General features: G+C 64.7%; 1 protein-coding gene. It reads left to right on the top strand.

Features of this window, described 5'->3' with window-relative positions:
* A partial coding sequence (locus APT89_RS07820; protein WP_131728588.1) for a helix-turn-helix domain-containing protein occupies positions 1–255 on the top strand: 255 nt, incomplete at both ends.

The following is a 255-nucleotide window of genomic DNA, read 5'->3' as shown; positions in this document are numbered from 1 at the left end:
TCGTTCCCTCTGCCGTCAGTTCGGCATTTCTCCTGCCACCGCCTACAAGTGGCTTCGCCGCTGGGCTCAGGAAGGTGCCGCCGGCCTTCAGGACCGCCCGCGCATACCGCACCATTCCCCGAACCGCTCATCTGACGACATCACCGCCCTGCTGCGCATGGCCCATGAGCGCCATGAACGCTGGGGCGCACGCAAGATTAAGCGCTGGCTCGAAGACCAGGGGCACCGTATGCCCGCCTTCAGCACCGTCCATAA

Origin of the sequence: Enterobacter sp. 50588862 (assembly GCF_001462935.1) — a bacterium.
Taxonomy (GTDB): Bacteria; Pseudomonadota; Gammaproteobacteria; order Enterobacterales; family Enterobacteriaceae; genus Enterobacter; species Enterobacter bugandensis.
This window is presented reverse-complemented; position numbering and strand designations above follow the sequence as displayed.